Below are 24485 nucleotides of genomic sequence, written 5' to 3' on the forward strand. Positions count from 1 at the left end.
AAACAAAGAATCTTGGCGTTTTTATTACTCTTTCGGAGCAATCATTTTTTTCGGATCGACAATTTCATCAAATTGTGCTTCTGTTAGTAATCCAGATTGCAATGCTGCTTCTTTTAAAGTTAACCCTTCTTTATGAGCATGCTTCGCAATTTTCGCTGCATTTTCATATCCGATATGCGGATTTAATGCTGTAACAAGCATTAATGAACGATTCACATTCTCTTTAATGACTTCCTCATCTGCTTCAATACCAACTGCACAATTATCATTAAATGAAACAATTGCATCTGCTAATAAGTGAGCAGATTGTAAGAAGTTATATGCAATAACAGGTTTAAATACATTTAACTCAAAATTGCCTTGGCTCGCTGCAAATCCGATTGTTGCGTCATTTCCCATCACTTGTGCTACAACCATCGTTAACGCTTCACTTTGCGTTGGATTTACTTTACCTGGCATAATAGAGCTTCCTGGCTCATTTGCTGGAATAATAATTTCTCCTAGCCCACTACGTGGACCACTTGCCAGCCAGCGCACATCGTTAGCAATTTTCATTAAATCCGCTGCTAATGCTTTTAATGCCCCATGCGTATATACAACTTCATCATGACTCGTTAATGCATGGAATTTATTTGGTGCAGAAATAAATTGCTTACCTGTAAATTGGCTAATTTCCTCAGATACCATCTCACCAAATTTAGGATGGGCGTTTATACCTGTTCCAACTGCAGTACCACCAATCGCAAGCTCTTTCATATATGTATTGCTCTCTGCAATCATACGCTCTGTTTTTTCAAGCATACGGTGCCATCCACTAATTTCTTGTCCTAATGTTAACGGTGTCGCATCTTGTAAATGTGTACGACCAATTTTTATAATATGTTCAAATGCTTTTACTTTTTCTGCTAACGTTTCTTTTAATTTCGTAATTGCTGGTAACACGTGATTTTCTACTGCGAGTACACATGCTACATGAAGCGCAGTTGGGAAAGTATCATTTGAACTTTGAGACATGTTCACATCATCATTCGGATGAATATGTACGTCAAATCCTTTCTCTTTCAAAATTTGAATCCCTCGGTTTGCAATTACTTCATTCACATTCATGTTTGACTGAGTACCACTACCTGTTTGCCATACGACAAGTGGAAAATGTTCATTCCATTTCCCTGCTATCACTTCGTCAGCTGCTGTCACAATTGCTTCTGCTTTTTCTTCTGATAGCTTTCCTAATTTTTTATTAGTAAGTGCTGCACTCTTCTTTAAAATGGCAAATGCTTTTACAATTTCAAGCGGCATTTGCTCTGTTCCAATCGGGAAGTTTTCTTTACTACGTTGTGTTTGTGCTGCCCATAATTTATCAGCTGGAACTTTAATTTCTCCTAATGTATCTCTTTCAATTCTGTACTCCATGTTTTCATCCCCTTGAAAATATAATACCTACATTTCTTATAATAACAGACTTCCCTTTAAATGATAAGAATTCTCACTCATATAAATAGATATTTTATATTTATTTTAAAAACTCCTCTTGACCTAAACTTAAGTTTAGGTTGTATTCTTTCCTTTGTAACCTACTATAACAATACTGGAGGAATTCAATATGAAAAAGTATGTTTTCATAATAAAAAATCACCTTCTACAACACGTAGAAGGTGATTTTTTATTTATGACGCTTCTTTTCCTTTTTCAGCATCATCTACATACCAAATGAACTTGCCTGTATATCCGTAAATAACTGCTAAAATTAACGATACGAAGCTTAACCACATAAATGGAATGTATGATATCGTCGCAACACCTAAAATACCAGCCATAAAAATACCGTTATCCGACCATGGAACCATACCTGAAGTTAATGTTCCACCTACTTCTGAGTTACGCGCTAATACGCGGCGGTCGATTTTTAGTTTATCATAACTTTCTTGCATAATTTTCGGTGTTAAAATAAGTGATACGTACATCGCACATCCAAATATGTTCGCTAAAAATGCAACGATTAATGTAGATAATGTTACATTACCAGCAGAATTTAATTTCTTTTCGAATTTTGATACGATTACTTTTAAAACACCTAATTTTTCAAGTAATCCACCAAACCCTAAACCGAAAATAATTACGGCTACTGAACCGAGCATACCGTTAATTCCGCCACGGTTTAATAACTTATCGACAAACTCAACGCCTGATTGAATTGAGAATCCGTTATACGCTGTTCCAATTGCGTCTCCAAAGTGCATTCCTTGGAAAACAGTTGCCCAAATTGCGCCAAGTAAAGCTCCCATTGCAATTGTAGGCATAGAAGGCTTCTTCATTGCTAATAGGACAATGACAATAATCGCCGGAACTAACATCCATATTTTAATATCAAAGTGTTTTAATAATGATTCCTTTAAAAATTCTACTCGATTTAAATCTACGTTATCTCCGCCATACATCCAACCAGCTACAGTAAACATAATGCTAGTAATAATATACGCTGGAACGTCTAATACAAGCATAGCTCGTACGTGTGCAATAACATCTACTTTTGCCATAGATGCTGCAAGTACTGTACTATCAGAAAGTGGCGATAATTTATCCCCGAAATAAGCACCTGAAAGAACTGCACCAGCAACAAGTGGTAATGGTAACCCAAGACCTTCACCAATCGCCATCATAGCAATACCTGCTGTTCCTACCGTTCCCCAAGATGTTCCTGTTGCGATAGAAGTGATCGAACAAATAATTAATGTTGCTAATAGGAATATACTAGGGTGAATAAATTCTAATCCATAATAAATTAATGTTGGTACTATCCCACCAGCAATCCATGTTCCAATTAAAGCACCTACTGCAACTAAAATGAGTATTGCTTCTAATCCGTTAGAAATCCCTTTCGTAATTGCATCTTGCAATTCTTGATAACGAAATCCTAATCTTAATCCAAGCGCAATTACTAAAAACCATGAAATAAATAGCGCTAATTGAATTGGGAGATCAAAAATCGTTTGGAAGGAAAAGACAACAGCAAGAAATAATAATAAAAGAACTATGATTTCTAGCATCGATGGTAATCTTACACTTTTCATTTTTTTCTCTCCTTACAAGTCGATAACATGACGTGTGTCGTCTTACATGTATGTAATATACAATTAGCGAAGACAAAACAAAATTTTCATATTATTTCGATTTATTTTTCCAGTATAATATATTGGACACCTTTTCTATTGTAAAAGTAGATGCTACTTTTCGCAATGGAAAATATAAAAAATGTCACATTTTTTATATTTAACAATCAAAGAGTAACTTTTTTAATATTTGCCAACATAAAACTTTTTACTATTATCCTCACCGTTTAAAGGAATATCATTATTCCCCACACAAAAAAGCACGCATCATTCAAATGATGCATGCTCCACTTTTATTTATACATATTTTGTATTTCTTCTTTATTTTTAAGTATTTCCACAAACTTATCGCTACAACCTTTCGGAAATAATACGCCGAGTCCATATGAATGCTGGAACTGAAAATGAGGGTGCTTTGCTGTGACTTCATCCCAAAACTTATACACGCCGAAGTTTCGATCTTTCACCTCAATATCATGAAATAACACAATACCATTATTCGCAAGTTTCGGTAACCATGTTTTATAATCATGAGAAACTGCTTCATACGTATGATAGCCATCAATATGCAACAAGTTTATCGTTCCATCTTGAAATTGATCAACAGCCTCATCAAAAGTAGATCGAATTAAATTACCTATATTGGGATAGCTCATTTTCACCACTTTATCTACGATTTGGAAAACACCTTCTCCATATGGACCTGTATGCCCGTCTCCAGTCCAAGTATCTACAGCATAACATTTTGTAGATAATCCCCCATCCTTTACCCCTTGACAAAAACTGAAAAAAGAAGCGCCTAGATGTGTACCTAGCTCAACTAATATTTCTGGTTTTTCAAATCTTACTAAATCGTATGCGAACTCCAAATGCCCAAGCCACGCAGTATTCGCACGAATAAATGGACTAAAATTATCAAATTCAAATGTTGGTTTATGAGTAACCCAGTTCATCGCGTATCTCCTTCTACACATATTTTTAACAAACCAAATTACTCTTATCTTTATTTTTTTATCCTGTTGATTATGATTTAATTTTATAATTTTATCTCTCTTTATTTAACCTACTCACTTGTATCGTAAACGTAACTGAAAATACTATAATTCCTACTTCACAGTACAGAAATTTCAGTTTATTTTTCATTCATTTCGTGATATATTGCATATTGTATACAATATATTTTCTGGAAGGAGGACTCTCTACATGATGGATCCAAATCGTTTACAAGGAATCATTATGGTTGTCATCGGTGCTTGTTTATGGGGCTTGTCCGGAACAGCTGCACAACAACTTTTTCAATATGACAATATTTCTACTGAATGGTTAGTTACAATTCGATTGCTTATATCGGGCGTTATCTTGCTCATTATTTCATCATTCGGAACGAGAAAAAAAGAAATATTCAGCATATGGAAACAAAGATCTGATGCTACTAAAATGATATTGTTTGGCCTATTCGGTATGCTTGCTGTACAATACACGTACTTCGCTTCTATTAAAGAAGGAAATGCTGCCGTTGCAACATTATTGCAATATTTAGCTCCTATATTTATTACTGTATACTTACTTTTCAAATGGAACGTTCGTCCATCAAAAATTGATTTTATTTCAATTGCCCTTTCATTAGTAGGCACTTTTCTCTTACTAACAAACGGGTCTGTGCATAACTTAGCTGTTTCTACACCAGCTATTATTTGGGGGATTTTATCCGGATTATCTCTTGCTTTTTATAGTTTATATTCAAAAGAATTACTAGATAGATGGTCTTCCTCAGTTATCGTTGGATGGGGCATGATTATTGGGGGTATTGGTGTAACGATTGTACACTCTATTTCTACGAAAGAATTTATTTTATTATCAACTGTGAAATATGTAAAATTAAGTACTCTACCGCTCATCACATTTGTCGTCATTTTTGGGACACTTATTGCCTTTTATTTATACTTAGACAGCATACGATACTTAACCCCGAAAGAAACGACATTATTCGGTTGTACAGAACCACTCGCAGCTATTATTTCTTCTGTACTTATATTACATGTACCATTTCAATCTTTTCAGTTATTAGGGGCCCTTTGTGTCATTGTAATGGTGCTTATCTTAAGCCAAAAACCGGATGAAGGGAAACCCGAATTAAAGCTTGTTCATCAGAAAAAGAAAAATATACAATGAAAGGATTGAATTCACTATGCCTATCCCTCAAAATAATAAAAAACTAGGAAGAGTTTCAGCAAAATCACTCGTTTTAAATCAACTACAAGATTGGATTATTGAAGGTGTACTGAAGCCCGATGAAAAAATTAATGATGGGGAACTGGCTGAAGCACTAGGAGTAAGTAGAACACCTGTAAGAGAAGCACTTCAAATATTAGAGCTTTCTGGATTAGTGGAAATGGTACCTGGGCAAAAAACAAAAATTGCTCCTATTCAGTTAGACGACATACCTACTATTTATGAAACGATGGCTGGTCTTCACTCTATTATAGGTAAGCAAGCACTTCAAAACATTACAGACGCTGATCTGAAGCTACTTTCTGAAATAAATGATGACTTTCAGTATTCTATAGAGAAAAAAAACGCAAAACAAGCTTTAGAATTAGATATACAATTTCACAATGCAATTTCTTCTATTGCTAAAAATCAATATATTGAACCCTTTCTAGAAAATATGCAACTTCACGTTTTACGCCTTGAATATTTATTTTTCCAAAACTTTGTTCCAGCAAGTCAATCTATTGATGAACATCACGCTATCATTCAAGCACTGCAGAAGCAGGATGAAAAACAAATGGAACAAATGATGACTCAAAACTGGCTCCGTCCAATGAAAGAAATACAAAAAATAATTTCTACGAAATAGAAAGAGAGCTGGCTACATAAAATCGTAACCAGCTCTCTTTTTACTATTATATATAGTTATGCCTGAATATTTGCATAATCTTCCATATCTTCGTATTCTTTTTCCAATTCCTCTAAAGACAGCTCGTATAATTGTCGATCGCGAATTTTAAACACCCCTGCTCCAATTAACTCATCAATTAAATGCCTCTTACGATTTTCAACAGCAAAACGGAGTTGACTACTCATCTTTTAAAAAAACTCCTTTCTACGATTATTGAAAATGATAATCTTTATCAATTACCACTTTTGATTATAAAAGATGACTCTTTATAAGTAAAGTAATTTCATGAAATATTTACCTTACAAAGTATTTGTGGCCACATTATATATATGTATGCCGCGCGAAAAATGTTATGACACTTTTTCTTATCCTTTTTCTTTCATACTTTGCAAGTTGTCTCACTATGATGAAATTCACCATCTATTTCTACTTGAATGGTGACATGTTCTACATGAAACTTCTCTTTTAATACTTCCGTAGCCTCTTTTAATACACTTTGTGTTTCATTTCCTTGAATAATCAAGTGGCAAGTTAATACTTGAAAATCCGATGTGACAGACCATATGTGCAAATCATGAACTTCTTTTACAATCGTAATATTTAACAATGTACTTTTTACCTCTTCAACATTTATGTTCTGCGGTGCACCTTCCATTAATATATGGACCGTATCACGTGTTACACGCCATCCACTAATAATGACTAAAATAGACACAAGAATACTAGCAATCGCATCTGCAGCAGTCCATCCGAAAAATTTAATAAGTAACGCAGCAATTATCGCTCCGACTGATCCTAATAAATCGCCTAATACGTGTAAGAAAGCACTTCTTAAATTTAAATTACCTTTCACATCTCCGCCTCTCATTAATATCCCAGCTGATAAAATATTAATAAGCAGACCAAGTACAGCAATAATAAGCATTCCATTACTAGCAATCTCAACTGGCTCTTTAAAACGGCGAATTGCTTCAATAAAAATGTATATTGAAATGACAATAAGGACGACACCGTTACATAATGCCGCTAACATCTCGACTCGCTTATATCCATATGTTTTCGCAGTTGTTGCTGTTTTTTCTCCGAGTTTAAACGCAAGTAAACTTAAAGCTAAAGATACTGCATCACTTAGCATATGCCCCGCGTCAGATAGTAGTGCTAAGCTATTTGTTACAAATCCCCCAATAACTTCAGCAATCATAAAACTTGTTGTTAGTAAAAATGCAAGTAATAACGCTTTCTTATTATTAGAATTACCATGATTATGTGAATGCCCCATACTAATGCTCCTTTAAGGATAATATCTGTACATTAGTATGAAACAAACTCCCCATCTTTATCCCGCTTCCTCTGTATCAACACTTCGCTACATTTCAAACAAGTCCTTTTTCTCAACAAAAAATAAGACTACTTCTTTTTCAGCTTCATATTGTTTACTAATGAAAGAATTTTTAAGGAGGTTACGAAAATGAAACGTTTATTTCTCTGTATGGAACGTGAACTTGTTGTAGTGAAAGAACGATATGGTAACTATGAAGCGGCGTATCACTTACAAAATATGCAACCTACCTGTATCGCTGTTGATCCATTTCAAAAAAATCGTGTATATTGCGGCACTTTTGGACGAGGTCTCTGGTTAAGTGACGATAGCGGAGATTCATGGAGACCAATTGGAGATTCTTATCGTTACTTTGATTTTCCAAAAGAAGATGGTATTTTACATTCTTCGATCACTTCCATTACGATAAGCCCGAATGAACAAGTTAACGGATATGGCGTCGTTTATGTCGGCACAGAACCGAGTGCTTTATTCCGTTCAGAAAATGGTGGTGAAACATGGACGGAACTGAAAAATATGAAATCATTATTATCTTCTTATACGTGGGCTTTCCCGCCTAGACCTTTTACTCATCACGTACGCTGGATTACAGTTGATCCAAACAATCCAAATACAATCCACGTTTCAATTGAAGCTGGTGCTGTTATTCAAAGTAACGATAAAGGCCATACATGGATTGATAAAAAATTCGGTGCTCCTATCGATGCTCATCAATTACTTATGCACCCTGAAGCCCCAAATCGTCTTTATGCATCATGTGGTGACGGATTTATGGGCGGACCTGATCGTGCATACCTTGAAAGTTATAACAGTGGAAACAGCTGGATTTCATGTAGTGACGGACTTGAGCATCATTACTTATATAGCATGGCTATCGATCCAGCTGATTGTAATACAATTCTCGTTTCTGCCGCACCGAGTGCAGATCTCGCTCATCACCGTATTCCTTATGAATCTTATATTTATCGTAAAACGAAAGACACTCCGTTCCAGCAAGTACAGCAAGGACTACCATCTGCAATCGGTACAGTCATTTCGATGTTTGCGACAAACGAAGCCGAACCACATACATTTTACACTTTAAATAACAATGGCGTGTTTCAATCCAATGATAGCGGCGAATCGTGGGAACAACTAAATATTCCTTGGAAAGAGGAATATAAAACGCAGCATCCGCATGCACTACTTGTCACTAGTTCTTAACGAAAAAAAGACTGCCTAATAGTTTTAGGCAGTCTCTCTTCTATTTCTTTAAATCAATTACGATATCATCTAGAACAATATCTTTGCTCTTCGCTTCTTTTTTTGGTACTTCAATCTTCTTCTCGATTCCATTCACATACTCTACTCCACCATGATTTTCAGATGTATGCACTCGCAAGTGTACACGAGGTGTAACGATAAGCTTTGTTGCATTTTTATTTAACTTTTGGAATGTGGAACTCCAACTACTTTTGTGCGGTTCTGCTACTGTACTAGTTCCGCCATTTCCTTCACCAGCATATTTATTTCCTAAATCATCTTTTATTTCTAATTCTACATCAGCGCTATCCCATATACTTCTTAATACTTTAGATTCTTCCTGATTGAAAAAAACGATAAATGACATCGGAGTTACTTCCATTTTGTCTATATTTACTTTTATTAATTCATTTTCAGAAACCCCATTAACCTTTACTTCTTTACCCTCCATTGCTTTTAAACTAAGTGCGAAGTTCCAATTCCCCTTAATTGAATTACCTTTATAATCCAACTTAATCTCTTCCATATTCCACCAAACATTTGCAACATCTAACCTTTTACTACTATTACCACTCATTGTAGTCATACCTACGTACTTTTTCTCTCCAACTTTTGTTACTTTAGAGCTTCCTCCCCCTCCATTAAACCCCATCACCTGCGGATATCCAAATATATTTGGCTTCTCTCCTAAATCTTTATCACTCTCAATAGAATATGTGATTGTAATTGTTCTACCGTCGAACACAGCATCATTAATGGTAACCTTAACCCCATTACTCTCCCTCGTCATATTCAATTCAGTCGAAAACTCTTTATAATTTTCATATAACCCTGTTCTACCATTATCTAAAAATCGGAATATGTCACCTACTATTGGTAATCCTCCAGCGTATGTCGGAAATCCGATGCCAAGCATGGCAACCGATACGCCGACTAAAATAGATGCAGCAGCAACGCCTTTTTTCCAACTTTTCATCTTTTTCTTCGTACGCATCGATTGTTTTACATTGCGCTTTACTTTTTCTTTTTCAATTTCAGAAGCCTCAATTTCCTCAAGTTCTTTCTCATCTATATCAATATCATTTAATAGTTCATAAATGTCTTTCATATGACACTACCTCCAAAACTAATTTTCGTAGCATTTTGTTGTAGTTTCTTTTTTCCACGATACACACGATTATCTATCGCTGCCCGAGTTAACCCTAACTTGTCTCCTATTTCTTCTGTCTTCATACCAAGAAGATATTTCATAATGAACACCTTTTGATCTAACGGTTCTAATTGATTAATAAGCTTCAATAACTCTTCCCTATCTTCCATAACGATTAGTTCATCTTCTGCTGACTTTTCCGTACTCATATGAAACTCATCCGAAATAATCTCTACTTTTTTAGTTGCCTTCCGGTAATAATCAATCGCCTTAAATTTCGCAATTGCCGCAATCCATTTTTTAAAATCATTTGGTTCTCCATGAAATTTATTTGCGTTATTCCATATGGAAAGAAATATATCGTTTACACATTCCTCTATGAGTCCATCATTTTGAACTGGAAGAAGAACTTTGTGGGTTATTCCTTTTATGAGCGGTAAGTATGTATCGACAACAAATTCTAGCGCATCTTCTTTTTGTCGCTGTAATCTTTTTATATAATTTTTCTCATTTGATTTCATGTAGCGATTCCCCTTATTTTTTTGTAAAAGCTTTTACACCCTATATAACGTCTAAAAAAATATTTTCTCTCATATTTTTATTATTTTTTATATGTAATGGAATACTTTCCCTTAGCCATTGTCTCACGTAACTATGCGTTCAAAGAAAATTTTCTCAAGTCTGCAATTTGATTCATGTAGTACACTATTTATATAGTCATTCTTTAACTTGGTGTACATTTTATTTCGTTAACCTACTATTTAAAATTAGGAGATGAGATGTGTATGTGTGGAATTACAGGTTGGGTAAATTGGACTAAGGATCTTTCTAATGAACATGTTATTTTAAAAAAGATGGCAAATCGTATTCAGCATCGTGGTCCGGATGCTGAAGGATTTTGGTTTTCACCTCGCGCGGCCTTTGCACACCGGCGTTTAATTGTAATTGATCCAGAAGGCGGAACACAACCGAAGACATTTCGTGCTGGTGATTATACGTATGCTCTTACTTATAATGGAGAAATTTATAATTTCCGTGAGCTGAGAGAACAACTTAGGAAATGTGGTCATACATTTGAAACGCATTCAGATACAGAAGTGTTACTACATGCTTATTTAGAATGGAAAGAGGACTGCGTACAACATTTAAACGGCATTTTCGCTTTCGCCTTATGGGATGATCAGAAGCAACAACTGTTTTTAGCACGTGATCATTTAGGCGTAAAACCACTCTTTTATATAGAAAGAAATGACAGTATTATTTTCGGATCTGAAATTAAAGCATTATTAGCTCATCCATCTGTCCCTGCTGAAATTGATACGGATGGCATAAATGAAATATTTGGATTAGGGTTATTTCGAACTCCAGGATGTGGCGTCTTTAAACATATTCAAGAAGTGCGTGCTGGACATTCTATAACGTTTACACGTGATAAAAAAGTAGTTACGAAGTATTGGAATTTAGAAAGTAAGGTCCATACAGATTCTATAGAAGATACATCATCACATATTTTATCTATTTTACAAGATACAGTAAAAAGACAATTAATTGCCGATGTTCCTCTCGTTTGCATGTTATCAGGAGGATTAGATTCTAGCGGTATTACTGCACTAGCAGGAAAAGAATTTGCTGCTGAAAATAAAACACTTCATACGTATTCCGTTGACTTTGTAAATAGCGCAAAAGATTTCGAGCTGACATTTGCTCGCACTGGTTTAGACGCTCCTTGGGTAAAACGCGTTTCTGAACATGTAGGGACATCTCATCATGATATTATTGTGAATGCTGAAGAATTAGCTAATCACTTATTCGTTCCCCTCCGTGCAAAAGATTTACCGAGTGCTGGTGAAATGGAAACTTCACTATATTTACTATTTTGCGAAATGAAAAAAGATGCGACCGTAGCTTTATCCGGAGAATCTGCTGATGAAGTATTCGGTGGATATCCTTGGTTTCATCAAGAAGAATTACTATATGTAGATAAATTTCCTTGGCTAACAAATTGGAAAAATACATCTCCTCTTCTACTACATGAAGTAAGTAACCAATGTAATCTAGAAAACTATATTGATACACGATTCCAAGAAGCGATACTTGAAGTACCTACTCTTGAAGGTGAAAGTAAAAAATCCGCGAAACAACGTCAAATGTTTTATTTATTTTTAACGAGATTTCTTCCGTTCTTACTTGACCGTAAAGACCGTATGAGTATGGCTGTAGGATTTGAAGTTCGTGTACCGTTTTGCGATTATCGATTAGTTGAATATTTATGGAACGTTCCTTTCAACATAAAAAGCATTGATAATATTGAAAAAGGCATTTTACGTAGAGCACTGAAACCTGCTTTACCTGACGATGTACGCAATAGAAGAAAAAGTGCGTATCCAACTTCACAAGACCCACATTATTTACAAACAATTCGTCATTTATCACTCGACATGTGCAGTAATAAAAACAATCCTATTTTCTCACTTATTAATCATTCCACATTACTTGCTATTGCCGATCAGAGTAATAAAGAAATTAACAATTTCGAAGCAAGAAGCGCTATGGAATACATGCTACAAGTAAATGAATGGTTAAAAACGTATCACATCCATATTGCTTAACAAAAAGGAGTTCAAGAATAAAAACCTTGAACTCCTTTTATATTAATTAGCACATCGTTTATTTTCAGTGTCAATGGACCATCCAATAATTGTGGCACAATCTCTACCTTTCCACTGCAGTACATTTGTTAATACTGGCTCAATCTGTAAGCAACTTCCGTCGTGTAATATTTCTATTAAAGATTGGTCATCATCAAACCTTCGTTTATCACACTCTAAAATACCGTCCGTTGCCATTACGATGTGATTCATTCCTTTTTCTAATCCTCTTACACCTGACGTAAAGCAAGGTGTATTTGCTGCAAAAATATTTTTCCTACCGATATATTCGTAATTCTTCCGTTTATTTAATCGCCCTTTCCCATTCTTCGTTTTCTCAGAATGGAATAAATATGCGAAACAATTACCAACTGATAACCAATATAAAAATTCGCCTTTTCGCAAACATATTAAACATGCGAGTTCCTCATCATCTTGATCACATTTTTCAATAAACAGCTCATCTGTAAATAAAGCTAACAAATACATATGTGTATGATGAAAAGCTAAATGTATCGGGTAGGAAAATAACTCTTTTAGTTTCTCTTTTCTTTCCGAAATTGCTTCTACTATATAATCTATATTTTTTGTTTTGTGATGTGTATCAAAAATCATAACAAATTCAAATTGTAATTCAGGATCCCACCAAGCAAGCACCGCATCTCCTCGTTCATATGCATCACTCTCTTGATTTCCCCCATATACGCCGACTGAAAGAGGACCACATTTTTCAACATGTATTTCATCTACATACATCTGTTCATGACTCATCCATTTGAATGTATTCACAGCTATCATCCTCTCTCTTGCTAAATGTATACCTTTACACATAGATTACCTTATATTTCAATAAAAATAAACTTTTTCAACATTTTTTATCCAAATAAAAGGATTTTATTTCTACACTAACGAATATATCTTAATATACGATATAAAAACAGGAGGATTTATTATTATGAAAGACATCAATCAGCATTGGGAGAACATTTATTATCACTTACGATATGAATATGAAGACAATCTTTCTCACCAAGCTATTCGTATTTTACAAATCGTTTCTCGTGAGAAAGAAATAACAATTGGAAAAGTTGCTACTGAGCTTACTCTCTCTCATAACACAGCTTCTGAACACGTAAAGCGCCTTATTCAAAAAGGCTATATCATGAAAGAAAGAAACAAACAAGATGAAAGAGTTGTGAACCTTACTTTAACGAAAGAAGGCATTGAAGTATTAGAAAAGCATACTTTATTAGATAAAGAAAAGATAAAAATATTAGAATCGCAGTTATCGAAAGAAGAACAACAATTAATTGAAAAAGCTTTTTCATTATTAGCGAAGGAGGCAAAGTATGCATTTCCTCGTTAAAGTAATCGTTTCGGCACTTATTATCGGTGTTATTACTGAAGTAGCTAAACATTATAGTACGATTGGCGGGTTTATCGCTGCCCTTCCTCTCGTTAGTTTACTGAGCCTGTTTTGGATTTCTTTCGAAGGCGGGAACAAACAAGAATTAAGTCAATTTGCTATAGGCGTATTATATGGATTTCCTGCATCCGCACTACTATTATTTATCGTCTATATTGGTCTAAAAAACTCTTTTTCACTTAGTACATCTGTCCTGTTTGGTATAAGCGTTTGGTGTATCGTTTTTGCTTGTCAAAAATTATTTCAAGCTTAGTTAGGAGGGTTTATTATTTATAAACTTGTAGAGGTATTAGGGCAAACTATAGAAGTATATATAAAAGGAAGTAGTAAACAAACGGTAGTCATTCAAACCGGAATGACTTGCTCATTTTATGATTGGCTTCCTATTATCGAAAAGCTTTCACAGCACTTTACAGTCGTTTCCTACCATCGCCCTGGTTACGGAAAAAGTGAACTAGGAAATGATTCGCGTACTATAAGGCAAGTGACAAAAGAATTACATATGTTACTACAGAAATTAGCTATTCACGAGCCTATCATTCTAATTGGTCATTCCTACGGAGGCTTATGCGCACAACATTTTACGATGTTACATGAAGATAAGTTGCAAGCACTTATTTTAGTTGATTCTACATCCATGAACTTACACCGATTAGATGAACTTCATTTACCAATTTCTGATCAGACTGATTCGGATGATATGTGGCTTCAAAAATATAATACATACTCTAAAATGGATGTAGACATGCTTTCTAATGAACTAAAGCCAATACTCGCTAATCAATCAAGACAGTACATTGAATTTTCTACCTCTCCTACATTATATAAAGCGACAGCTTCTGAACTATCTACGTGGAAAAATTGTGCTCGCTCAATAAAAGAACTCTATAAAACATTAGAAGTACCTTTAATCGTTATCGGTAGAGACCCTCAATATTCTATTACTCAGTTGACTGAGGGCGGCATGCAAAAAGAGGAAGCGACACAACTTGAAGCAATGTGGCAAGAACTGATTCATGAACAATTACAACTCTCAATAAACAGCCAATATATACTTGCTGAACATGCTGGTCACGGAATAGAAAATGATCGACCAGATATTATTATTGAGGCTGTTCAATCTGTACGAATAAAAAAAGGAAGCAACTAAAGTTGCTTCCTTACTTATCTATTCATAATCTTCTTCATCATCGATTTCTTCGTAATACGCATTCCCATTACTTACATATATAGGACCATTCGCAACGTCAATACGTAATACCCATGCCCATGGCACAGCTAAACGCTTATGTATTGCTCGCCAAAAGCTCATTGATTTTCTTTCGTACTCCTGGAACTCCTGAAGTAACTCTTTGTAGGAGGAACCGTCTAACTGAATATTTGTTTCTAACAAACGAGAATGGGCATAGTACTGCAGCTCTAGCTCAGCAGCAATTTCCATTTCTTCTTCCGTTGCCATACCTATAATTGTTCCATCTGCTGGTGCAATTTCATATACGTTGTGAACTTCAATAAGCCCTTCTTTCTCTTTCTCAAACATGTAAACAGCCTCCTTTAACATATATTTTTTATGTTACAAAGTCATACTTCTACAATAACATCTCTCTTTCCTCTTTTTTTGATAAACTTTTACAAATTATTTATCTGATGACCCGTATTCTCTATCCTTTCGGCAGAAACTAAATCTTCATTATGAAAATTCAACTTAAATATATCAGGCATACGAATTGTTTTCCAAAATCGAAAATCATATTTTGAATCAAAATAATTCATGAGTAATACCATAATATTCCCATGAGTTCCTATTACAATATTCTTATCTTTATATTTTTTTAATATATTTTGCATACATATTACAGCACGCCTTTGCGCTACATCATTCGATTCTCCGCCTTCGTGTGCAAAATCCCAATCTTCCCACACCTTTTGGACTGCATCATTAAAATCTGTTACTGACTCTGAACTTAATAACCTTTCTCGTAAATCTTCTTCTATTTGTATCGATACATCATATGTATTCGCAATTCCTTGTACAGTTTGAATTGCTCTTTTGTACGGGCTAGAAATCACTACATCAATATGTCTATCTTTTAATAAGTGTGTTACATTCTCTGCATCCAATTGTCCTTTTTCAGATAAAGGTCGCTCCCGTTCTTCTTTTGTATAGGTAGAATGGGCATGGCGAACGAAATATATTGTTGTCATTTATTCATCTCCTTTTTCCGTTTCTACCCAAATTCAATACATTATCATCAAATCCCTTTACCTTTATAATAAGTGCTGTCAATTTTAAATGTTGATTTTCATATTAATAAAAGGGAAACACCCCATATGGTGTTTCCCTCATTTAAAATAGACTACATTCAATTAAATACTTTATCGATTTTATTTCGATCGTAATCTAATATCCAATCATTATATGTATGATACATATCCCTAATTGTATTAGGAGAGGTAGCTAATACATCACAACCTCTATCATCATAAATGTGAAATATAGTATTCTTGTTAACATTTATGAAATACACCCTATGAAAAATACTCGGTTTGATTCCCATATCTTGATTACAAATTGCTTTTAGCATAGGAATGTATTTCAAGTCTGAAACTTTACATTTCAAAGTAAATCTATGTGTTTTATACAATCCATCTTCATCATCTTCTGGAAAAACATAAGGGATTGTATTTTTCTGTAACTTAAACAAATCAGACTTCTCTTTTACATACCTAGAAAAGATATTCAATTTGTGTTTGAAAGTTTCACCGTCTGCATAGTCATTTACATCCACTACAATATACATATCATCTGTTTTGGAATGTAAAAACTGAAATAAAGTAATGGCTCTATTATAAACGCCTTCTAAATATGGGCAGTTTTCATAAATATTAGTGCAATCATAGTTCACACCTAATTTAAAGCGAATACCCATATCCCCATTATAAAATAGAGGTGGTCTAAGTTCTAAATTTGGAAACGTTGCAAGCATATACTCCTTCAACCTCATCTCAACACCTACCTTTAACAGCATCTTGTTTACATAATAAAATTATTCTATTATAATTTATTTCTAAACTCCTCACTTGTTATAATATCTCGAATAAAATAGTCTACATTATTTCTCAACTTTTGATATGCAATTTGATCTTCTATACCGTTAAACATAATGACAGCTTCTACTTTATTCCCTTTCTTATCTGTAGTATACAAGCTTTTTGTCAATACGAATGCGGTAGAACCACCTTTTTGACCAGCATATTCGAACTTACTATTTTTAACTGTTCCTTTAAAAATGTTCTCGATCTCTTCTTGCATTGATTTTGGAAAATAATTTCTACTATTTATCTTTTCCATTATACTCATATAATCTTTAGCGTTCGCACCCACTAATCGATCTGACCAAATTCGCTGAAATTCCATATCTACTTTTAATGGAATATCCCGCTTTTTCCATTCTTTCTCATCTTTCATCCATTCCTGTATTTGTAACACATGTTTATTATATTCATCTTTTGACATGTCACGTAACGTTTTTAATGACTGATTTTCTGGCATATGAAGTTCTTTTTCTACGTATCCTCTCATATATAGTGCAGCGGTATAAGAAGTGAACTTATCATGACTAGTAAGCTCTAACTCTTTTATACTTTCATTTACTCTTTCTATTCCAAGCTTTTCTAACAAATATGTTGTATTTGCATTAGAACTATAATGAATCATTCCTTTAGCGACTTCTTCTAAAGCGATTTGTCCATTTTTCACTAATTCTCTCGCTTTGGCATCTTCTAACCAGTTAGGATGTGCTCCACCATCAGTATCTTTAACGTAATATTTTTCTAGCTCGTGCAATGAAATTTGTTCATCACGACTTATTTTTCCTTCTGACACTTGCTTAGCAAATTCAACTGCTATTACGATTTTTGCCATACTTGCTAATGGCAATTTTTTATTTTCATTTATAGAAGTTAATACTTCTCCATTTCTTTTAATAAGTAATGAACATGTTTCATCTTCTTTATGTTCTTTTATGTACTTTAATACGTAATCAGGATCTTCTTTTGACAAATAGTAATTCATAATAACGAAGAAAGCTATAACGGCTACTATAATGACTCCTGCAACAATTCCTATAATCTTTAATATGTTCACAATATGTCCCCTCTCATACATTCCCTTCTATATCATAATTATAACAAACCGAATTACAAAATTATACAAAACAGAGTAACTCTTCCTAAAAAGAAAGAGTTACTCTATTTCACATGATGTTATTTGTCCATTTAACGTAACGACTATATTTGATTCGTCACTTTTTTTAACACCTTTTAGTCGATTTGAGTTAGGAGGACCAATTACAACTGATTCCTTAATTGGCGAAAGGTCCTTCTCTAATTTTTCTGCACTTACACCATATGCAGCTTGAAATACTTCTGGCGGTGTTAATCTAAGTATGTCTGATCCTTCTGCTGTTTCAAACTGATCGTTATTGAAGAACAAATGCAATTGTACTTCTTCTGTTACTGCTGTGATCCAATGCCACCATCCCATTGGAATAAATACAGTTTGCCCCGCTTTCACATGATAATTTTGCAATTGATTCGTTTCGGGATTTAAGATAGATGTAACTGCTGCTCCTGATACAACAACATCCAATTCCCATGCATTCGGATGCCAATGTGGTTCTCGCATGTGCCCTTTTGTCATAAATAAATCAACAAACGCTCCACCTATCATTGCTGGTAACTGCGTGGACCTAACTTCATATGCAACGTTTTTCTCATCCCTTTTAAAAAAGACATTTTTTCTCGAATCAAAGAAAAGGTTTGGAGTTCCTGAGCTTTTCTTTAAATTTTTATTATCTGGAACATAGCCTGAACTACTCATTTTATCCCTCTTTTCCACTCCGAACATTTCTACTTTCACACTGTATCGTATGGAAAAAATGTATGAATGTGCCTAATCATTCACATAACAAAAAAACATGCCTTCATAAGGAGAGCATGTTTTGTGATATCCTTCACATTGTTTAGTTAAAAAATAAATGTTTACTTACCATGATGTAACATTAAATCACTAAGTTCTTCTTCAATGTGATTTAATTTCGCAACGCCTTCTTTCCATTTATGAATATAACGTGAAACCCCAACGAAAAATAAAACGATAATTGTGGAAAGAATAATACCATACACGATTGTTACAGTACTCATAGTTACACTTCCTTATAATTAGTAATGTGGTTATTAGTTATATTTTTATTATAAACCTTTTTCTTTTAAAATACTTCGATTTCAACTTTTTGTAACAAAATTGATTTTTCTAATAATAATATTACATAACATGATAATGCTAGAAGAAATCTCTTTCAGATTTCTTCTAGCGTTATCATTCAAAGAACTAAAACTCTCATTCATAATCCTTTTACTTTACACCCACTGAAACCGTTTCTGGCAATGTACTACCACCATCAATGACAATGTGTGTACCTGTTATGTAGCTTGATTCATCGGATGCTAAAAAACCTGCTAACTGACCTACTTCTTCAATTTTCCCTAAACGTCCTAAAGGAACACCTGAAGCAATTCCATCGATTACATTACTCGGCTCATTTGGATCAGATTCATTTGCTATTTGCTCTGCCATTGGTGTCATAATGTAACCTGGACAAATTGCATTTACGGTAATATGATGTTTTGCAACTTCTCGTGCTAACGCTTTTGTAAATCCCCAAATTGCTGCTTTCGTCGTTGCATATGCAGTTTCACCTTCATCAGCAACCAATGTTCCTGTTACAGAAGACATATTCACAATCTTTCCGTAATTTTTCTCAACCATATATGGCAATACCGCTTTAGAAAAATTCCATACCCCATTAATATTTACTTGAAATTGAAAATCACGCATTTCATCTGACATATCTAAAAAATTTGCAAGTCGAATAACACCGGCGTTATTTACTAACACATCAATCTTTCCGTACTTCTCATATGCATCTTTCGCTACTTCTTTTACAGCATCCATATCAGCTACATCGACTACATAACTTGCAGCATCTAACCCTTTACTTACAATATTTTTGGCTGTCTCATGAACTGTCTCTGAAATATCAACAAGTAATACTTTCGCCCCTAGCTCTGCAAATACATGAGCAATTCCAGCTCCGTTCCCCATCGCAGCTCCTGTAACAAAAGCAACCTTACCATCTAATTTCCCCATTTCATAACCCCCTTATAATATATAGAAAGCTTCTACACTTTTATCATACCAAATATTCCCTCTCATTCTTTACAAAGCTCCATTTGTTAAAAAACGTTCAAAAACAGGAAAATTTTTCACAAATTATACAAAACTTCACCATATGTACTATTACCATATGAGTTATATTATTAAATAGAATAAAGGGGATGATATACTATGACGACTTGGTTTATTGTTATGTTAGTTGTATTTGGGGCATTTAAAATTATCGTTTCGAGCCTTCCTAACACTGTTATTGAATCCATTATTAGCAAGTACGAAACACATCCAAAACTTGAAGAAGAGAATGCGACTGTTACAATCAATGGAAATAACGTAGAAGGCGAACAAAAATCCAAAATTATTCATGATTTTAACGAAGGTTTATTTTTAGATCGCTATTATGCACCGCCACATAATGAGGGTACTCCTTTAATTATTCATGCAAAACGTGGCAAAAAAGATTTTACATTTTATATTTATAGTCATGAAGAGCATGTTGATGTTGTAAAGCAATATAAAAAGAAGGTCGTTGCTTATAGTTTACGTTCTAAAAACCTTCAAAATAATGATATGCTCGTGTCAGCTGATTTAGCGTAATACTCATATATAAAAAGGAATCCATGGCATATGGATTCCTTTTTACTCTTTACTGAAAAATAAGCTCTGTCTTCAAACTATCTTTCGGTAACAGCCATCCTTTTTGTTCTAAACTCTTCATTAATAATTCTCTTTTTTCTTTTGCTATACTTTCCTCATTTGTTTTAAACGACACTTCTATTACGAAATCCTCTTCTATTTTCCCTGTATTACTTAGTGGCCAAACTTCAATATTCGTTTTACTATTTTCAAACTCACCTGTATACCTTTTCATTAATACAGGACCGTAAATACGAGAATCCCTTAACATCTCTTCTCCCCAATTCGTATACAACCATTTGTTCATTTTCCCTGGTAACTTTTCTACTAACATGTTTTGGGCGTCTCGTTCATTTGGTAAATCAAGTACTCCATATCCTTTCGCGCTGTAGCTTTTCTTATTTGAAATACTTAACGTTTTCTTCTCAAATCCCCAGTCTATTTCTGCCTCATAATTATCAGTTTTACTATCAAATCCATCTTTTTTAGCTACTACTAGTGCATCTTGAATTACACCGTTTTGAATCGGGTATCTTTTTTTATATGTTAGCTCAAAATCTTTACTAAATTCTTTCTTTCGAATTCTGGCAAACCAGCCTTCATTACTTAAATCTTTATTTGCCGTATCTAAAAACTGAACTTGTATTCTTTCATAATTTGTACCAGTCTGAAAATGCTCTAGTACATCTTGCTTCATCTCTTTGTTAGGACCTAGTACTTGTTCTGGCCTTAATAATAACTTCACTTCAAAACTAGGTGTCATTGGACTTGCAGCAAATCCTTCCTTAACGTTATAAAGGAAACAACAAAAGAAAATACTTACGCATACAAATACTTTTTTCATATACCTATCCCCTTTACATTTCAAATGACTTCTATACGTTCCATAGTAAGTGAATATACATTTTCATACCCTTCCGTACTAAGCTTTTTCTGTAATCGATCCGTATCCTCTTTCAATGCATGTACTAACACCGTATGTTCTGGTAATAATGTATTTAACATCTCTTTCACATCTCTTATACTTTGGTGAACTTTATATGGAACTCGCTTCACCCTACATTCTTTACCTACACGTTCCTTCAAAACTTTTTCTGCAAAGCTCCCTTTAGCAATATGTCCAGTAAAGATAATAGAATTTCGTTCTTCATTCCGAAGTTGTTCATAATATAACTGCGCTCGTTTCGTTTGCATATTCGCATCACTCATTACAACTATTCCATAACTATGTTGCATACCGCTGTCATCATCCATAACTATTACGTTTCTTTTTAAACTCTCCATTAGCTCTTCAAGTTCTTCATGATTTTTGATCCAATCTTTATATACGAACATCTGTTGGAATCCATCCAAAATTTCTTGATCTACTATAATGGGAAGTTCTTTATATTTTTTATATAAATACAATACAATATCTTGCGCCCTACCAAGGGGGGGCAAAGGTAATAATGCTATCCCTTTATTCCTTGCAGCACGTTCAATTTCTGCACATAGTTCGTTTACTCGTTCATGTTGCGAAACATCATCAGTATGATAAGCGGCATCTACAATTGCGACTTTTATATCGCCACGTAATTTCTCAGGTAAATTCGCTCGTAGTATGTTAGACTCTGCTGAATAATCGCCAGAATAAAATACATATGTACGGCTCATATCCACTAAAAACCAAACAGCTCCTAATACATGCCCACTATACCCCCATTGAAACCGCAATGAAGGAGTAATCTGTATCCATTCATTCGGATTACTAATCTCATCAACATATACATAATTTAAATCTTTCATATTTTGGTCGGTATAAGGTACATGCCATCCTTGCTTCACATTGTAGTTTCTCCATTTTTCATAATAAGCGGGAAGTTGTTCCTTCGTATAACGAGTTGTCCATATTTTTTTCTTATATCCATACTTCGCTAATAAAGGTAACGCCATCGTATGATCTTCATGAATATGTGATAAAAATACTGCATCTAAAAACGGTACAACTTCCTTCTCTATTTTTGGATAACTATCCTCATATGATCGATTAATACCACAATCAAATACTATTTTCGTTTCTTTATTTTTTACGAAGTAGCAGGAGCGACCGTATTCTCCCGCTCCTCCCCATACTTCTACCCTCATCATGCTACCCCTTTTCGTTTGTGCTCCATATGCTGCAGAAGTAATAAACATAGTGTTGTAAGTCCAACTGAAACGACAGCCATCGCCATTCCAATAGATACTTCTCCTTGTTCAAATTGAGCAAAAATAAATGTTGCTGACGTTTCTACCGATGGAGGTAGTACGAGAAGCGATGCTACTAACTCCCTTATCGAGATTGTAAATGTCATCGCCCATCCGGCAAGAATACCCGGGATAATAAGAGGGAATATTATTTTTCTAAAAATATACATATAATTCCCAGAAAAAATACTTCCTGCCTGCACGAGAGAATCATCAATTTGCCCGAGCGATGCTTTTACATACTGCACTGTATAAGGTAAAAAAAGAACAACGTACGTTACGATTACCATGACTGGTGTATTGTAAATGGACAGGGGCATATAGGGGGAATTCCAAAATAAAATAAGCCCTACAACCATTACGATTCCTGGTACCATGTTCGGTAACATACCGCACATATCCAGCCATTTTTCAGAGGACTTTTTCCCCTTTCGAATCATAAGTGCTAAAAAGACGCCAATCATAACAGCAATAATCGCTGTTATAAGTGAAAAAAGAAAACTGTTCCATAGAGCTTCTAATCCTGGAGATCCGATTGTAAATAATGCTTCATAATGACTCGTTGTAAAGTTATGTAACTGTAAGCCTCCGCCTCTTAATTTTGACAAAGAAGCAATCAGTATAGAAAAATACGGGATTCCAATTGATACGATTAATAAACCAATTACATAAACCCATGCTACAACGCGCACAAATATAGACAAAGTGTACCTTTTAGATTTCACACCTTTTCCACTAACCATTGCATATGAATACTTTCGATTTAATACGTTTTGCATATACCAAATGAGCATACATGCACTAAGTAATAAAGAAGATAATGCTGTTGCACTACTAAAATCAATTGGCCAACTCGAAATAAATTTATGAATCTCTGATGTTAACACATGAAATCCGATTCTTCGTCCAAATGTAGCCGGTGTTCCAAATTCAGCAATCGTCTTTACGAAAATGAGTAAAGCACCCATTACATAACTTGATACTAATAACGGTAATATTATTTTTCTTAAACGATAGAAAAAGCTTCCACCATGAACTGCTGCCGCTTCTTCTTTACTACTCCCAATTTGAAGTAATGTATTCTTCAACATGAAGTAAAGAAATGGGAATAAATGCAGACTCATAATTAAAACCATACCTCCTAAACTAAAAAACGAAGATGAAATCGTCTTTAGCATCGGAAAAAACTGTTCAAAATATCCGTTCGGTTGCATGAACAAAATCCAGCCCATCGATCCAATATACGGCGGTGTCATAAATGGAATCATAAAAACAATATCTAACTTGCTATGCTTTCCAACATCTGTTTTGCTCATAATGAAAGCTAGTGGAAATGCAAAGATAGTTGCCCCTATTACTACGAGTACACCTAGAAGCATCGAATTCAGAAAAATCCCAGCTAATCCACCACTCTGCATCACTTCAAACGGCTTTAAAAAATTCCAACTACTATTTTCATATACACTAGAAAGTAAAATGAGAAAAAGCGGAATGACGATTAACATCGCCACAAGTAACAACGCTACCGTCATCCCAACTTGCCTTACTGATCCAAATCGATTTACCATGTA

Annotated in this window: 26 protein-coding genes; 8 read left to right on the plus strand and 18 right to left on the minus strand. The window is 34.5% G+C overall.

Annotation, left to right across the window (positions count from 1 at the left end):
• Positions 1–24: 24 nt before the first annotated feature.
• The 3 genes from fumC to BAQ46_RS20540 all read right to left on the minus strand — a co-directional run bounded on the left by fumC (position 25) and on the right by BAQ46_RS20540 (position 4063).
• Positions 25–1413, minus strand: coding sequence for a class II fumarate hydratase (gene fumC, locus BAQ46_RS20530; protein WP_061130787.1), 1389 nt, complete (start codon positions 1411–1413; stop codon positions 25–27).
• A 254-nt stretch (positions 1414–1667) separates the two neighbouring features.
• Complete coding sequence (nhaC, locus tag BAQ46_RS20535; RefSeq protein ID WP_000843974.1) at positions 1668–3071, minus strand: Na+/H+ antiporter NhaC; 1404 nt, start codon at positions 3069–3071, stop codon at positions 1668–1670.
• 332 nt (positions 3072–3403) lie between these two features.
• Positions 3404–4063 carry a class I SAM-dependent methyltransferase gene (locus BAQ46_RS20540; protein WP_001104685.1) on the minus strand — a complete coding sequence of 220 codons (660 nt, stop codon included), beginning with the start codon at positions 4061–4063 and terminating at the stop codon, positions 3404–3406.
• A gap of 253 nt (positions 4064–4316) precedes the next feature.
• On the opposite strand from BAQ46_RS20540, the gene BAQ46_RS20545 reads away from it, so the two are divergent.
• Positions 4317–5282, plus strand: a complete 966-nt coding sequence (locus BAQ46_RS20545) for a DMT family transporter (protein WP_071742700.1) — start codon at positions 4317–4319, stop codon at positions 5280–5282.
• A 16-nt stretch (positions 5283–5298) separates the two neighbouring features.
• Positions 5299–5970, plus strand: coding sequence for a GntR family transcriptional regulator (locus BAQ46_RS20550; RefSeq protein WP_002163700.1), 672 nt, complete (start codon positions 5299–5301; stop codon positions 5968–5970).
• Between the two features lie 56 nt (positions 5971–6026).
• Here the strand turns inward: BAQ46_RS20550 and fbpA are convergent, their stop codons facing one another.
• Together fbpA and BAQ46_RS20560 are read right to left on the minus strand one after the other, a co-directional pair.
• Positions 6027–6197, minus strand: coding sequence for a Fur-regulated basic protein FbpA (gene fbpA, locus BAQ46_RS20555; protein ID WP_000098302.1), 171 nt, complete (start codon positions 6195–6197; stop codon positions 6027–6029).
• Positions 6198–6391: 194 nt separating this feature from the next.
• The gene (locus BAQ46_RS20560; protein ID WP_000510073.1) at positions 6392–7291 is read right to left on the minus strand and encodes a cation diffusion facilitator family transporter; all 900 of its coding nucleotides are present in this window, start codon (positions 7289–7291) and stop codon (positions 6392–6394) included.
• A 189-nt stretch (positions 7292–7480) separates the two neighbouring features.
• Between BAQ46_RS20560 and BAQ46_RS20565 the strand changes: the two genes are divergently transcribed.
• Positions 7481–8554 (plus strand): WD40/YVTN/BNR-like repeat-containing protein, encoded by a 1074-nt coding sequence (locus BAQ46_RS20565; RefSeq protein ID WP_000825332.1) that lies wholly within the window; start codon positions 7481–7483, stop codon positions 8552–8554.
• A gap of 40 nt (positions 8555–8594) precedes the next feature.
• On the opposite strand, the gene BAQ46_RS20570 is transcribed toward BAQ46_RS20565, so the two are convergent.
• Both BAQ46_RS20570 and BAQ46_RS20575 read right to left on the minus strand, forming a co-directional pair.
• Positions 8595–9701, minus strand: coding sequence for a DUF4179 domain-containing protein (locus BAQ46_RS20570; protein ID WP_071742626.1), 1107 nt, complete (start codon positions 9699–9701; stop codon positions 8595–8597).
• Positions 9698–10264, minus strand: coding sequence for a sigma-70 family RNA polymerase sigma factor (locus BAQ46_RS20575; RefSeq protein ID WP_000840044.1), 567 nt, complete (start codon positions 10262–10264; stop codon positions 9698–9700). Before BAQ46_RS20575 ends, BAQ46_RS20570 begins: the two co-directional genes overlap by 4 nt.
• A 264-nt stretch (positions 10265–10528) precedes the next feature.
• On the opposite strand from BAQ46_RS20575, the gene asnB reads away from it, so the two are divergent.
• Positions 10529–12352 carry an asparagine synthase (glutamine-hydrolyzing) gene (asnB, locus tag BAQ46_RS20580; protein ID WP_071742628.1) on the plus strand — a complete coding sequence of 608 codons (1824 nt, stop codon included), beginning with the start codon at positions 10529–10531 and terminating at the stop codon, positions 12350–12352.
• Between the two features lie 42 nt (positions 12353–12394).
• Here the strand turns inward: asnB and BAQ46_RS20585 are convergent, their stop codons facing one another.
• Positions 12395–13222 (minus strand): PP2C family serine/threonine-protein phosphatase, encoded by an 828-nt coding sequence (locus BAQ46_RS20585; protein ID WP_002163702.1) that lies wholly within the window; start codon positions 13220–13222, stop codon positions 12395–12397.
• Between the two features lie 124 nt (positions 13223–13346).
• Here BAQ46_RS20585 and BAQ46_RS20590 point away from each other — a divergent pair, with 124 nt between their 5' ends.
• From BAQ46_RS20590 to BAQ46_RS20600, 3 genes are read left to right on the plus strand one after another with little or no spacing between them, the layout of a single operon-like run.
• Positions 13347–13757 carry a MarR family winged helix-turn-helix transcriptional regulator gene (locus BAQ46_RS20590; protein WP_000651919.1) on the plus strand — a complete coding sequence of 137 codons (411 nt, stop codon included), beginning with the start codon at positions 13347–13349 and terminating at the stop codon, positions 13755–13757.
• On the plus strand, positions 13741–14070 hold the full coding sequence (locus tag BAQ46_RS20595) for a DUF3147 family protein (RefSeq protein WP_000545633.1): 330 nt from the start codon (positions 13741–13743) through the stop codon (positions 14068–14070). Before BAQ46_RS20590 ends, BAQ46_RS20595 begins: the two co-directional genes overlap by 17 nt.
• A gap of 60 nt (positions 14071–14130) precedes the next feature.
• Positions 14131–14967 (plus strand): alpha/beta hydrolase, encoded by an 837-nt coding sequence (locus tag BAQ46_RS20600; protein ID WP_229132768.1) that lies wholly within the window; start codon positions 14131–14133, stop codon positions 14965–14967.
• A gap of 18 nt (positions 14968–14985) precedes the next feature.
• Here BAQ46_RS20600 and BAQ46_RS20605 read toward each other — a convergent pair whose 3' ends face one another.
• From BAQ46_RS20605 to ucpA, 7 genes are all read right to left on the minus strand, one after another.
• Positions 14986–15357, minus strand: a complete 372-nt coding sequence (locus BAQ46_RS20605) for a hypothetical protein (protein WP_000461770.1) — start codon at positions 15355–15357, stop codon at positions 14986–14988.
• A gap of 89 nt (positions 15358–15446) precedes the next feature.
• Positions 15447–16022 carry a histidine phosphatase family protein gene (locus BAQ46_RS20610; protein ID WP_000208295.1) on the minus strand — a complete coding sequence of 192 codons (576 nt, stop codon included), beginning with the start codon at positions 16020–16022 and terminating at the stop codon, positions 15447–15449.
• Positions 16023–16180: 158 nt separating this feature from the next.
• Positions 16181–16822: a DUF3885 domain-containing protein gene (locus tag BAQ46_RS20615; RefSeq protein WP_061131103.1), complete on the minus strand. Its 642-nt coding sequence runs from the start codon at positions 16820–16822 to the stop codon at positions 16181–16183.
• A 50-nt stretch (positions 16823–16872) separates the two neighbouring features.
• On the minus strand, positions 16873–17964 hold the full coding sequence (locus tag BAQ46_RS20620) for a serine hydrolase (RefSeq protein WP_061131102.1): 1092 nt from the start codon (positions 17962–17964) through the stop codon (positions 16873–16875).
• Positions 17965–18063: 99 nt separating this feature from the next.
• Positions 18064–18699 carry a cupin domain-containing protein gene (locus tag BAQ46_RS20625; protein WP_071742632.1) on the minus strand — a complete coding sequence of 212 codons (636 nt, stop codon included), beginning with the start codon at positions 18697–18699 and terminating at the stop codon, positions 18064–18066.
• 161 nt (positions 18700–18860) lie between these two features.
• On the minus strand, positions 18861–19022 hold the full coding sequence (locus BAQ46_RS20630) for a hypothetical protein (protein WP_000109006.1): 162 nt from the start codon (positions 19020–19022) through the stop codon (positions 18861–18863).
• 211 nt (positions 19023–19233) lie between these two features.
• On the minus strand, positions 19234–20028 hold the full coding sequence (gene ucpA / locus BAQ46_RS20635) for an SDR family oxidoreductase UcpA (RefSeq protein WP_000517016.1): 795 nt from the start codon (positions 20026–20028) through the stop codon (positions 19234–19236).
• 198 nt (positions 20029–20226) lie between these two features.
• Between ucpA and BAQ46_RS20640 the strand changes: the two genes are divergently transcribed.
• Entirely contained in the window at positions 20227–20649 is a 423-nt protein-coding gene (locus BAQ46_RS20640; protein ID WP_071742633.1) for a YfmQ family protein, read from the plus strand.
• 49 nt (positions 20650–20698) lie between these two features.
• On the opposite strand, the gene BAQ46_RS20645 is transcribed toward BAQ46_RS20640, so the two are convergent.
• From BAQ46_RS20645 to BAQ46_RS20655, 3 genes are read right to left on the minus strand one after another with little or no spacing between them, the layout of a single operon-like run.
• Positions 20699–21532 carry a hypothetical protein gene (locus BAQ46_RS20645; RefSeq protein ID WP_071742635.1) on the minus strand — a complete coding sequence of 278 codons (834 nt, stop codon included), beginning with the start codon at positions 21530–21532 and terminating at the stop codon, positions 20699–20701.
• Between the two features lie 20 nt (positions 21533–21552).
• The gene (locus BAQ46_RS20650) at positions 21553–22815 is read right to left on the minus strand and encodes an MBL fold metallo-hydrolase (protein WP_071742637.1); all 1263 of its coding nucleotides are present in this window, start codon (positions 22813–22815) and stop codon (positions 21553–21555) included.
• A complete protein-coding gene (locus tag BAQ46_RS20655) occupies positions 22812–24482 on the minus strand; it encodes an ABC transporter permease (RefSeq protein WP_071742639.1) in 1671 nt (556 codons plus the stop codon). The genes BAQ46_RS20650 and BAQ46_RS20655 overlap by 4 nt, the downstream gene beginning before the upstream one ends.
• Between the last annotated feature and the right edge of the window lie 3 nt (positions 24483–24485).

It is taken from the genome of Bacillus paranthracis (assembly GCF_001883995.1).
In the GTDB taxonomy this organism is placed as follows: Bacteria; Bacillota; Bacilli; order Bacillales; family Bacillaceae_G; genus Bacillus_A; species Bacillus_A paranthracis.

Coding starts and splice junctions, on each gene's coding strand:
- fumC (WP_061130787.1), bottom strand. CDS start 1,413: ATGGAGTACAGAATTGAAAGAGATACATTAGGAGAAATTAAAGTTCCA.
- nhaC (WP_000843974.1), bottom strand. CDS start 3,071: ATGAAAAGTGTAAGATTACCATCGATGCTAGAAATCATAGTTCTTTTA.
- BAQ46_RS20540 (WP_001104685.1), bottom strand. CDS start 4,063: ATGAACTGGGTTACTCATAAACCAACATTTGAATTTGATAATTTTAGT.
- BAQ46_RS20545 (WP_071742700.1), top strand. CDS start 4,317: ATGGATCCAAATCGTTTACAAGGAATCATTATGGTTGTCATCGGTGCT.
- BAQ46_RS20550 (WP_002163700.1), top strand. CDS start 5,299: ATGCCTATCCCTCAAAATAATAAAAAACTAGGAAGAGTTTCAGCAAAA.
- fbpA (WP_000098302.1), bottom strand. CDS start 6,197: ATGAGTAGTCAACTCCGTTTTGCTGTTGAAAATCGTAAGAGGCATTTA.
- BAQ46_RS20560 (WP_000510073.1), bottom strand. CDS start 7,291: ATGGGGCATTCACATAATCATGGTAATTCTAATAATAAGAAAGCGTTA.
- BAQ46_RS20565 (WP_000825332.1), top strand. CDS start 7,481: ATGAAACGTTTATTTCTCTGTATGGAACGTGAACTTGTTGTAGTGAAA.
- BAQ46_RS20570 (WP_071742626.1), bottom strand. CDS start 9,701: ATGAAAGACATTTATGAACTATTAAATGATATTGATATAGATGAGAAA.
- BAQ46_RS20575 (WP_000840044.1), bottom strand. CDS start 10,264: ATGAAATCAAATGAGAAAAATTATATAAAAAGATTACAGCGACAAAAA.
- asnB (WP_071742628.1), top strand. CDS start 10,529: ATGTGTGGAATTACAGGTTGGGTAAATTGGACTAAGGATCTTTCTAAT.
- BAQ46_RS20585 (WP_002163702.1), bottom strand. CDS start 13,222: ATGTGTAAAGGTATACATTTAGCAAGAGAGAGGATGATAGCTGTGAAT.
- BAQ46_RS20590 (WP_000651919.1), top strand. CDS start 13,347: ATGAAAGACATCAATCAGCATTGGGAGAACATTTATTATCACTTACGA.
- BAQ46_RS20595 (WP_000545633.1), top strand. CDS start 13,741: ATGCATTTCCTCGTTAAAGTAATCGTTTCGGCACTTATTATCGGTGTT.
- BAQ46_RS20605 (WP_000461770.1), bottom strand. CDS start 15,357: ATGTTTGAGAAAGAGAAAGAAGGGCTTATTGAAGTTCACAACGTATAT.
- BAQ46_RS20610 (WP_000208295.1), bottom strand. CDS start 16,022: ATGACAACAATATATTTCGTTCGCCATGCCCATTCTACCTATACAAAA.
- BAQ46_RS20615 (WP_061131103.1), bottom strand. CDS start 16,822: ATGAGGTTGAAGGAGTATATGCTTGCAACGTTTCCAAATTTAGAACTT.
- BAQ46_RS20625 (WP_071742632.1), bottom strand. CDS start 18,699: ATGAGTAGTTCAGGCTATGTTCCAGATAATAAAAATTTAAAGAAAAGC.
- BAQ46_RS20630 (WP_000109006.1), bottom strand. CDS start 19,022: ATGAGTACTGTAACAATCGTGTATGGTATTATTCTTTCCACAATTATC.
- ucpA (WP_000517016.1), bottom strand. CDS start 20,028: ATGGGGAAATTAGATGGTAAGGTTGCTTTTGTTACAGGAGCTGCGATG.
- BAQ46_RS20640 (WP_071742633.1), top strand. CDS start 20,227: ATGACGACTTGGTTTATTGTTATGTTAGTTGTATTTGGGGCATTTAAA.
- BAQ46_RS20645 (WP_071742635.1), bottom strand. CDS start 21,532: ATGAAAAAAGTATTTGTATGCGTAAGTATTTTCTTTTGTTGTTTCCTT.
- BAQ46_RS20650 (WP_071742637.1), bottom strand. CDS start 22,815: ATGATGAGGGTAGAAGTATGGGGAGGAGCGGGAGAATACGGTCGCTCC.
- BAQ46_RS20655 (WP_071742639.1), bottom strand. CDS start 24,482: ATGGTAAATCGATTTGGATCAGTAAGGCAAGTTGGGATGACGGTAGCG.